This is a genomic window from Coleofasciculus sp. E2-BRE-01 (assembly GCF_040221695.1).
GTDB lineage: Bacteria > Cyanobacteriota > Cyanobacteriia > Cyanobacteriales > Coleofasciculaceae > Coleofasciculus.
The window spans coordinates 1-11,367 of sequence record NZ_JAVKEA010000164.1; the positions used below are offsets into that span (position 1 = coordinate 1).

General features: G+C 46.7%; 7 protein-coding genes. 1 reads left to right on the forward strand and 6 read right to left on the reverse strand.

Going from position 1 to position 11,367, the window contains the following annotated elements:
* Positions 1–325: 325 nt before the first annotated feature.
* The 3 genes from RIG66_RS20355 to RIG66_RS20365 all read right to left on the reverse strand — a co-directional run bounded on the left by RIG66_RS20355 (position 326) and on the right by RIG66_RS20365 (position 4,328).
* Positions 326–580, reverse strand: coding sequence for a hypothetical protein (locus tag RIG66_RS20355; RefSeq protein WP_446380566.1), 255 nt, complete (start codon positions 578–580; stop codon positions 326–328).
* Between the two features lie 196 nt (positions 581–776).
* Positions 777–2,033 (reverse strand): methionine adenosyltransferase, encoded by a 1,257-nt coding sequence (metK, locus tag RIG66_RS20360; RefSeq protein WP_446380567.1) that lies wholly within the window; start codon positions 2,031–2,033, stop codon positions 777–779.
* A gap of 330 nt (positions 2,034–2,363) precedes the next feature.
* The gene (locus RIG66_RS20365) at positions 2,364–4,328 is read right to left on the reverse strand and encodes a pentapeptide repeat-containing protein (RefSeq protein WP_446380568.1); all 1,965 of its coding nucleotides are present in this window, start codon (positions 4,326–4,328) and stop codon (positions 2,364–2,366) included.
* Positions 4,329–4,696: 368 nt separating this feature from the next.
* Here RIG66_RS20365 and RIG66_RS20370 point away from each other — a divergent pair, with 368 nt between their 5' ends.
* Positions 4,697–6,187, forward strand: coding sequence for a GAF domain-containing sensor histidine kinase (locus RIG66_RS20370; protein WP_446380569.1), 1,491 nt, complete (start codon positions 4,697–4,699; stop codon positions 6,185–6,187).
* Between the two features lie 216 nt (positions 6,188–6,403).
* Here the strand turns inward: RIG66_RS20370 and ppc are convergent, their stop codons facing one another.
* The 3 genes from ppc to RIG66_RS20385 form a co-directional block, all read right to left on the reverse strand.
* Entirely contained in the window at positions 6,404–9,508 is a 3,105-nt protein-coding gene (ppc, locus tag RIG66_RS20375; RefSeq protein ID WP_446380570.1) for a phosphoenolpyruvate carboxylase, read from the reverse strand.
* Between the two features lie 154 nt (positions 9,509–9,662).
* Positions 9,663–10,586: a Uma2 family endonuclease gene (locus RIG66_RS20380; protein ID WP_446380571.1), complete on the reverse strand. Its 924-nt coding sequence runs from the start codon at positions 10,584–10,586 to the stop codon at positions 9,663–9,665.
* 38 nt (positions 10,587–10,624) lie between these two features.
* A partial coding sequence (locus tag RIG66_RS20385) for an RNA-guided endonuclease InsQ/TnpB family protein (RefSeq protein WP_446380572.1) occupies positions 10,625–11,367 on the reverse strand: 743 nt, incomplete at its 5' end.

Here is an 11,367-nt window from a genome sequence, read left to right on the forward strand (position 1 = left end):
CTACTACGGGATAAGGCTTTAGCCTGGGTGTAGTACATCGGCACGGGGGGAGCTTCAGCTTAACAATCTACGAAAATCTTGCGGTGAGATAATCCGAGAGTTTTTTATTGGGGGAATTTCCCCTTAAGTTGACACCAATGGATAATATCGTGCCCTTACCATAATAAATGGCGTGTGTACTTCACAATCTTTATAATCAGACGTAGCTTGCTTTTTTTGGGGAGCGAATATGACGAATGACAAATGACAAATGACAAATGACGAATGACAAATGACGAATGACAAATGACAATCCCCACCGTTAACTTGAAACGTCCTCACCTCTTTAAAGGTTAGTTGGTGTTTCCGGAGCAATAACTTCAGTGTCACCTTTAATTCGAGCCTGCTGCTCAGTCATTAAATCGCTGACTTGATCAATTTCGATACCCATACCCTCACAGGCTTTCTTGAGTTCCGTTGTAAAGGTTGAGATATCGTCTCCGTAGCCACAGAGTTTCGCGGCTGTTTCGGGTCCCTGCTTGGCGTTCGCTTTAGCACAATCAACTAAATCAGTGCCTTTGAGCGGATTTGAAGCTGCCATACTTTAACTTGTCCTTCTTTTCTTTAATTCTCACTCTCAAGCTAGTTGAAACGCTGCGAAGACGCATCTATCAATAGATGGAAATCTTTTCTGATAGAGCCTAAAAAATCAATTCCTACTCTTGCACATATCCCCAACTTCTTCAGATCCCCGACTTCTTCAAGAAGTCGGGGATCTAACTATTAAATTAATCGGCTTACACGCTGGCTAACGATGGTTTGAGGGCTTCTTTAAGGAGTTCCGCTTTATCGGTATGTTCCCAAGGCAAATCCAAATTAGGACGTCCAAAATGACCATAAGCCGCGACATCTTGATAGAAGCGACCGCCTCGTAATTGAGGGAGTTCCAGCAGATTAAAGGCTTGAATAATCCCGGCTGGACGCAGTTCAAAATGCTGTTGTACCAGTTCTAGCAATTTTTCTTCTTCTACTTTACCCGTACCAAAGGTTTCCACCATAATACTGACAGGGTGGGCAACACCAATGGCATAACTAAGCTGAACTTCGCACTTTTCGGCTAAACCTGCTGCCACAATATTTTTGGCAACATAACGACAAGCATAGGCTGCCGAACGGTCTACCTTGGTGGGGTCTTTACCCGAAAATGCCCCGCCGCCGTGACGGGAATAGCCACCATAGGTATCAATAATGATTTTACGTCCGGTGAGACCTGAATCCCCTTGGGGTCCACCAATCACAAATTTTCCGGTGGGGTTGACTAAGAAACGGGTATTATTATCGGGCTTAATCTCAATATCTCCAAACGCGGGTTCAACCACTGCTGACCAGAGATCCTCTTTAATTTTGTCTCGCACAGCCGCTTCCTCGGTAATCTCACCAATGGTGGCGGTGTGTTGGGTCGAGATTAAGATGGTATCAATGCCGATGGGTTTGCCATCTTCGTAGATTACCGTAACTTGGGTTTTGCCATCGGGACGCAGGTAAGGCAACTGTCCTGACTTACGGACGGCGGTTAACTGCCGAGACAAGCGATGTGCCAGACTCAGGGGCATAGGCATGAGTTCTGGGGTTTCGTTGCAGGCAAAACCAAACATCAACCCTTGATCTCCGGCACCAATCGCATCGAGTTCATCGTCACTCAACTTTTCTCGCGTTTCCTGGGCGGTGGTGACGCCTTGAGAAATATCTGGAGATTGTTCATCCAGGGCGACTAAGACGGAACAGCTATTGGCGGAGAAGCCGTTATCGGCGTCGGTATAGCCAATCTCAGCAATTTTTTTGCGGGCTATATCAACGTAATTTACATTGGCTTGGGAGGTAATTTCACCCGTAATCAAGACCAATCCGGTATTAACTACCACTTCGGCGGCGACACGACTGCGGTTGTCTTGGGTGAGTAGAGCATCTAAGATCGTATCGGAAATCTGATCACAGATTTTATCGGGATGACCTTCTGTAACTGATTCGGACGTAAATAGGTAGCGACGAGGCAATGGACTAATCTCCTTAAGAAACGGCAGCTACACTGATTAAGACTTTAGGATAGTTCCTGAGGGTTGTAGCTTGTTATCATACACGATACGTAGAGGGGATTACCCACTGATCACAGAACTTTAACAGAATTTGCTCTATTCTCCATCCAGAACTGTTGAATGTTAAAAAAACTTTACCGCCTCTCTCACCTAAAACTGATCATTCTTTTACTGAAAATTCGCTTATTTGTCAAGTGTTAGTTAAGCTTTTCCTTAGGCAAACGCTTTATTTTTCTTTGTTTCCGGTTTTGGCAACACGCCCTAATTTGTAATTAAGTCAGGGACAGTTGTTTAAGGCGGCTGGACTTGAGACAAGATAAGAGCGATCGCGCTATGCATAGCTTGCCCGGTTAAAGACAGACGAGCCGATTGATCCGCCGTTTTTTCCCATGCCAATAACTGGGCTTGAAATAAAGGATCGCGTTTCGCCCTCCTGAGCATGGCTTTACGAATGATTTTTTGCACAATATCTTGGGTGGGAATATTCTGTTGACGTAAAAAATCCAACAGTCGCTGTATACCTTCGGCACATTTATCAGGCGGCTGGAATAGAATAATTTGTTGGATTTGATGAATAACTTCCTTATAGATACGGCGGCGATTATTGGCTAAAACTTGAGTTGGATTGGGTGAGGTAGCCGAATTTAACGACGAGTTGACTTGGGAGTCTCCAGATTTGTCTATCTCTAGCAATTGCCAAATTGTTCGACGGTGATGGGCAAAACGCTGGTACATTTGGGGATAAAGTTGCAGGATGCGTTGATTCACCGCTTGGGAATTGACTCCTGGTTTTGTCGATAGGTAAAGAATATAGTGATCGAATTGTTTACTCAAGGCTTTCAGCGACAGTTTTAGATCAGGATATTCCTGTTCCACTTGGGCAAGGGTAAATAACAATACCTCTCTATTTGGCATCTCCGAGAAAGGAACCTCGATCAAGAGCAAATCAGTTGTTTTCTCTTGACTCAGTTGTCCCGGCATCAAATCACCTGTAGGCGGATAGCGTTTATTCGGCGTTTTCGTTTCCCAATTAAACTGGGTAAATAGGTAACGACAATTCACGTTTGTCAAATCTACCTCTTCTAAATGCCAGTTGTGGATACAGCATCCAGTGAGTTGGGCTTGCTCAAGTTTGGGGCGAATTAAATAACTGCCAATCAAATAGGCATCGGTTAAATTTGCCTCGGTTAAAATCGTTTCATTTAAATAAGCTCCACTTAAATCAGCCTGTCGTAAATCTGCCCCTTGCAGATTAGCCGCTGTCAAATTTGTCTGTAAACAATAGACATTTTGGAGAACCGTGCGTCGCAAATTAGCGTTTACTAAGCTGGCTCTGAGTAAATACGCCCCCATCAGATTTGCCCGACTCAAATTTACGCGATCGCCTGTGACTTCACTGAGATCTGCATCGGTTAAAATAGCTCGATAGAGTTCTGCCTGAGTCAGGTTGGCACGGCGCAAACAAGCCTGACGCAGGTTCGCTTCGGTTAATGTCGCACCGACTAATATCGCGTCTCGTAAATTGGCTTTCTCTAATAGAACTTCCCGCAGGTTGGCTGTGGTAAGATTGGCAGCAATGAGACTGGCGTGGCAGAGATTAGCCGCCATTAACTGTGTGCTAATAAGCTGAGTTTTATCCAGGGTAGCCCCTGTAAGATTACTATGATTCAACTGGGCTGCCTGGAGATTTGCACCACTCAAGTTACAGTAGGGGGCTTCTACCCAACTTAAATTGGCTTGGCAAAGACTAGCGGATTGCCCATCCACCTTGCTGAGATTTACACGGGTCAAGATGGCTTGGTTAAGATTACTATGTTTTAGGATTGCGTTGTGTAAATCTGCCTGATGCAGACAAGCACCACTGAGATTAGCGTAGTCAAGGGATGCCCAACTGAGGTTGGTATTCGTCAGGTTAGCCCCACTTAAGTTAATCGTCCGCAAATCTGCCCCCTTCAGGTTAACACCACTCAGGTCAACCTGGGCAAAATCACGGTCTCCTTGGCGATAACGAGTGAGAAAGTTCTGGACTTGCATTATTTCCAGTTTGCCATTTAAGGGGATTGGGGGAGCTGAGGGGGTGACAAGGGACTTGAGGGTACTACTGGGTGTAGGGTGTAGGGTGTAGGGTGTAGGGTGTAGGGTGTAGGGTGTAGGGTGTAGGGTGTAGGGTGTAGGGTGTAGGGTGTAGGGTGTAGTACTTACCGCGTTCGATGTATTGCATTCACCTTTCGCTTGGGCAGTGTAGAGACGTAGCATACTACGTCTGTCTCTACGGGCTGGCACGCACCCCAAGGTAGGAACTTGAACTTTTAGACATAACGTAGACCTCGTAGGTCTTAGGCTGGTCAGGTGTGGGCAATTTCGGTACCCCCGGAACTTATAGCCGTGGGGTTCCTGACATTACCTATCTCCCTTTCCCTTATCTTCCCCCAGCTCCCCCAGCTCCCCAGCTCCCCCCGCTTCCCCTGCCCCCAGACGTGCCATGGCACGTCTCTACATGCTTTTACAAATTATGTTGGTTTTTCTACCTCACAGGGGAACCTTATGTATGAAGCGTAACATTATGGGTTGGCTTAGATACGTTGAATTTGTCTATTTCTAAAGTCTATAGGGAAAGGGGAGTTATGGCAGAGCTGGAAACGAGAATTTGTTGTCCTCTGAATGGTTTAAACTCAACCGCACAAGACCAAAAACGGCTTGCTACTCTCCAAGAACTCGGTTTACTCGAAGTTGAAGGGATCGCCGTTTTCCAGGAAGCGACTCAGACGGTGGTGCGATTTTTAGAGGTTCCTATAGGTTGGTTGGGTTTCCTGACAACTGATCAACTCTTGATTCAATCAGCCGTTGGTTTATCGAGAGTGGGTTTGATGAATCCCCTTGCCCAATCTCGTCAATTACACCGTCAGGAAAGTTTCTGTACTTATGTGGTCGAGAGTCAGCAGGTTTTAGCGATTCAGGATACGGCAAGTAATCCAGTTTTTGCCCAAAGTTTGCTTGTGGGTTACTACGGTATCCGCGCTTATTTGGGAGCGCCTTTATTCACAGCCGATGGATTGTGCTTGGGGACATTGGCGGTTATGGATTTAGTTCCGCGTTCTTTTACCCCTAGAGATATTGAGTTTTTGGCAATGACCGCCCGATGGTGTCTGAGTGAATTTGAGCGAAATAAGATGTTGCGATCGCACGCCTCAATTCTACCTGATTTTCCTCAGGCGAGTGAATCCCTAACCCCCAATGAGTCCAAATTTGCTCAGGGCTTGGTTAGCGAATCCTCTGTTCCTTTCTGCTTAACTCACTCAATTAAGCTGCAACTGCTCACCCATCTAACCCAAGAACTGCGAACTCCATTAACTTCAATTATGGGCATGGCAAGTGTTCTCAATCGCCAAATTTATGGTGAACTAACGGACAAACAGAAAGAATATTTAGAAATTATCCATCAAAGCGGTCAGCATCTCGTCTCCCTGGTTGAGGAAATTATGGCTCTGGATGTGTTTGATGAAATCAATAACCCACCGTATCTGAATTTGAGTCCGGTCGATATTGAAATGCTTTGCCAAAAGGCAATTCATTCTCTGGTTGAAACCGCAGAGCAAAATCAGCAACACATTCGTTTGACGATAGAACCGGGAACTCGACTTTGGTTACTTGATAAAGAAAAAGTGCAGCAAATGCTGTACTACGTTATCCTTAGCGTGATTTATTCGGCGGAAGCGGGGGGAGAAATTCGCCTTCATGTTTCTCGCAAAATCGATATGCTGAATATGGCGGTTTGGGTGTCTCATCCGTGGCTAGGAGAGGGTGTCCCCACCGTCTATGAGGAATTGACTGACGTATGCTTAACGGGGCGAGACAGCGAGAAGCCCAAGCAAAACGGTGAGGCGGCTTCCCCTGTGTCTTCGACATTGAAAAAGCCCGTGATTTCCGGTGTCTCCATGTGCAAAACCTTGATGGTGAATGGGAAGGAAATGCTGCTGAAAACCGATTCGCGTGAAAGTTTGGGCTTATTCCTCAGTTGTCATTTAGCCGAACTCCACCACGGAAAACTGGCGGTACAGGGTTTGTCGGAATCAGGCGATCGCTATATCATCAGTTTGCCTAAGTTAGATCCGTAGCCCGGTGGTGACGAGACTTCTGTAGGGGCGACATTGGGTCAACTTAAGGTGAAACCAATGCTGGCAAGGTTTTTATTGGCTTTGAGCCAGTGGATGGCGACCCGAGTTGAGTACATTGGTGTTGTTCATTAGTGCAAGCGGGTCGCCCCTACAACGACCAATGACCAATCACCAATCATCAATGACCAATCATTAATGACCAATCACCAATAACAATCAACCCGTATTCCGCATACCCGCAGCAATCCCGTTAATTGTCAACAACGCACCCCGCAGTAACTCACCTTTACTATACCGAGATTGGACAAACCCCGATGCCATCTGACTGCTATGCTGGCGCAACCGTTTCAGCAAAGAGACTTGCAAGAAACCCAGGGGAACAATCGTACCATTCCGCAAGTGAACCGATCGCTGTAACTCTGGATCACCATCCAGTAACTGCTTATGTCCGGTAATTAACGAGATTAACTCACGAGTCAAGTTAAATTCCTCGCTAATTTGCTGGAATAACCGATCAAACCGTTCTCGATCATCGGGATGGGACAATTTCTCCACATAATGACCCGCAATTTGCAAATCCACTTTTGCCAACGTCATCTCTACCTTGGAAATGACCATCTTAAAGAAGGGCCACTTGAAGTAAAAATAACGCAACAGCTTCAAATTTTCTTCGGGTTCTTCATCCAAAAACCCTTTCAAAGCTGCACCCACACCATACCAACTGGGTAATAAGAAACGACTTTGCGTCCAACTAAACACCCAAGGAATTGCCCGTAGACTGCTAAAATCTTTCTTACCACCGCGACGAGTGGGGCGGGAACTGATTTGCAACTGACTAATTTCCTGAATTGGCGTCACTTCATTAAAGAAATCCAAAAAATCTGGCTGCTCATACACAAACCCCCGATAATGTTGGCGCGATCGCACCGCCAATTCTTCCATGATTTCGTTCCAGGGTTCCAGGTTATCAAAACCGCTTCCCAGCAAACTCGCTTGAATCACCGCCGTGGTTACGGTTTCCAGGTGATACAGCGCCAACTCTGGCAGAGAATACTTCGACGCCAGCACCTCGCCTTGTTCCGTAATCTTAATCCGTCCCTGGATACTCCGCCCCGGTTGCGCCAGAATCGCCTCATACGTCGGTCCACCGCCACGCCCCACGGAACCGCCGCGTCCGTGGAAAATACGTACAGCAATCCCATAGTCTTCAGCCATTTGCTGTAGGGCTTTTTGGGCTTTGTGAATTTCCCAATTACTGCTTAAGAACCCAGAATCCTTATTACTGTCTGAGTAGCCCAGCATTATCTCCTGCAACGGTTGAGGATAAGAGGGGAAAGCCGGGGAATTCTCGTCACCCATCGCTCTTTCGCAATCCTCTAGCGCCTGATAACCGCCCGCTAAACAAGCCCGATACAGGGGTAACTCAAACAGGGATTTCATCACCTTTGGCGCTCGTTTCAAGTCGTCTACCGTTTCAAATAAGGGGACAACCTGAATACTACTCCTCCCAGTTGCAGGATCATAGAGTCCGGCTTCCTGAGCCAAGAGCAACACTTCCAACAAGTCACTAGCTTCGTGACTCATGCTAATAATATAGGTTTGGCAAATTTGTTCACCAAACTCTTGGTGCAGCCGCCGCAACATGCGGAAGGTTTCTATGGTTTCACAGGCTTCGGGAGAAAAGGGAAGTTCAGCCGGAATTAAGGGACGTCGTGTGGGTAACTCGTTGGTTAACCATTCGGTGCGTTCGGCTTCAGATAATTCGTTATAGGGCTTGGGTAGAATTTGTAAATAGTCGGTAATCTCGTGCATCGTATCACTATGACGAGAACTTTCCTGACGAATATCTAGGTGTGCCAGATTAAACCCATAAATTTCCACCTGACAGATCAGCGTCTCAAGTTCCTGACAACTTAACCCTGTCTCGGCTAGGTTACGTTGAATCAGTTGTAACTCTGCCAAAAACTCTTGGTCAGAGTTATAAATGCAAGGGTTCGTTGTTTCCAGACGAACTGGCTGTAGGGGTTGGCTCTGAGAAAGGTGGAGATTACGATCCAGTGTATTTTCCAGTCGTTGCTGAATATAGGAAAGTTTGAGGCGATAGGGTTCTTGACGGTAACGAATCGCCAGTTGTTCATAAACCTCTGGTATTTGGGAGCGATCTTGTTCTAGAGAGTCCAATAGTTCCGGTAGGACATCACTCCAGTGCAATGACAAGCTCAACAAATTGTTCAGATGTTTAACCGAGTGGATATATTTTTCCAGAACCAGATTTCTCTGATAGCAAGCCGTTTGCCAGGTCACTTCCGGTTTAACTGAGGGGTTTCCATCTCGATCCGATCCCACCCAAGAGCCAAACTTACAGAAGTTTTTCCGGGGTGGATTCAGCCAGGGAAAGGACGATTGTATACCCTGTTTTAAGCGTTGATAGAGTTGGGGAATGGCATCAAACAAGACTTCTTGAAAATAGTGGAGGGTGTAATCCACCTCATCCAGAACCGTGGGCTTAAATTGATGCAGTTCATCGGTACGCCACCACAACCGAATCTCTTCTCTGAGTTGTTCGGTGTAATCTTCTACTTCCCAGGATGAGTTCAATCCTAAAGCCCGTGATGCTTCCTCGGCTTGGTCAAGCTGTTGCAGGATTGTAGAAATACGCCGTTGTTTTTGTCGAATCGTATGTCGGACAATTTCTGTCGGGTGTGCGGTAAAGACTAGGCGAATATCCAGATTATCAATTAGCCGCTGAATATGCTGGGGGGGTACGTTGAGGTTGCGTAGATAAGGAAATAGCCAGTGGAAGGTACTGTTGGTATTTGCAGCTTTTCTATCGTCCTGCCAACGTTTTTCTAATAAATCCGCCATCGGTTCACTCCCGGATGGTTTAGCATCCTCACCGTTGTTGGATGCTTCGAGTGAACTGCCATTAGCTTTCATCGAGGTGCGATCGCTCCCCGCTAATGTATTGTAGGTAGCCCGTCGTAAAAGTTGTTGATCGCGCTGTTCGTAATGTTGTTCGACACCATTAATCAGTTGGAAATAAAGCGCAAAAGCACGAGATGCCCGAATCGCGGCGTTCAGGTCAAGCCCTTCGATCACTTCCGGAATCGATGAAAGCGAAAACCCTGTGGCTTGTCCTTCTGGCGAACTTAATTGGCGCAAAGACGCCAGCAAATCGACCAGTTCTTGACCACATTCAGAAAGGAGAACCGACTCCCACAACTGTTCCACAACTTTGATGCGGTGACGCAACAGGAGTTTGGATTGGGATGTAGATGGGATGGTCAATTCCTGATTGGATGAGTGGAGGAGAGAACTCATAGGGTCTGTTGGCAGTAAGACAAGGATGATCCATTGTACGGGGTTAATGCTACCCTGTATAGTTTTATTCTTGACAAATTTCTTCCAGGGAACAGAGGGAACTGGGGAAGCCGGGGGAGACGTTAGCTATTGGCGTTATTTCTGCCTTCTTGCACTAGAAAGAGCCAAGATTATCGGGATCAATGCCTAATTCTCGCAAACGTTGTGCCAATTGCTGGGCGCGTTCTTCGGCAGCGATCGCCTGCTCTTGGGCTAGTCGAGCGAGTTGGGCTTCCTGTTGGGTACGTTCTTCAGCTAATCGAGCGAGTTGGGCTTCCTGTTGGGCACGTTCTTCAGCAGCAATTGCCCGTTGTTCAGCTAATAGCGCTTGTTCTTGGGCAGCAATTGCCCGTTGTTCAGTTAATATCGCTTGTTCATTATCTGTGGGAATCAACTCTCCTGAAGGTGTCATCCATCGCAACCAGCGTCCGTTAATCTCACGAAATCGTCCTGACCATAATCCCAAGCTTAGTCCTAACTCGGGTATCACCAACCGATTATCGGTTAAATTTACCCGTTGATAATTCCCCTCCACTAAATGGAAAATTTGCAGTTCATGAGTATAGCGGCTAAAAATAACGTAGTAGGGGACTCGTAAAATCTTTTCGTAAACCTGCCATTTTGAGGGTGGACTTCCCGCTTGGGGTACTGTGCGTCCCAAATCCTCACCCTCCGTACCCGGAGATAATAACTCCACCACGACAAAAGGACTAATTTGCTCTTGCCAAATCACATAACTTAAGCGCAACTCTCGCTGTTCATACAAGCGCGGAATCCCCACAACGCCAAACCAATCGGGACGCTTGTACCAGTGAGTATGATTCACATCATAATAAAGATTCAAATCGCAGGCAGAAAACACCTGCTCCCAATTCCAATGAGTTGGTTGAAAGGTTAAAAGGAGTAAAAGCGGTTGAAAAAAGTGAAACTCATCGGGCAATCCAGGGTCCTCCGGATTATCACTGGGTAAATCGTACATTGTCGGCAAAGTTTGCCGGGGAGAATCTGGGGGATTAGATTGGGTGGGCAGACGAATCATAATGATGTGAGGGATTAATTGGATTGACACTCCCCCGGCTATAAGATCGCGGGGGATTCTTCCGTCACAGGGAGGTAGAGTTTAGCGTCTTCCAGGACGTGACCTTTACCCTCAGAAAGCTTACCAACCGTGTGTCCCACGGCTACGACTCCTCTAATTTCTATAATGCGAGCGGATGCCACATCCCTATCGGCTGTGTACCCACAATACTGGCATTTGTGTACTCGTTGGGATAGTTTCTTTTTGCCTGTATCCTCTAAGCAGTTGGGGCAAGTCTGACTTGTTCCGGCTGCGGGTACTTTCTGAAAGTACACACCTCGTTTAAAGCAACATTGGGAGAGGATATCTAGGAACTGACCCCACCCTGCATCTAGGCAGTGTTTAGCCAAAAAGCCTCGACCTAACGCTTTCAGGTTGAGTTGTTCAGCAAATATCATATCCGCCCAATCACACAAGTTATGGGCTAATTCCCAATGATAGTTCTTACGGGTGCTGGCTATCCGCTCATGTAGTCGTGACACTTTGGCTTGTGCTTTGGCGCGATTGTTTGACCCTGGACGCTTTTTAGACACCTTCTTTTGCAGCGATTTCAGCTTGCCTTCTAGATGTTTAAAGGGTCTTGGATTAGGAAACGTTCGCCCATTAGACACGGCGGCAAAGTGCATTAATCCGACATCTATTCCCAGTGATGTACCAGTCGGACTGATTTCCGGCACATCTACTTTCCATTGCAGGGTGAGTTGTACATACCAACCGGATGCCCGTCTAACGATTCGTGCTT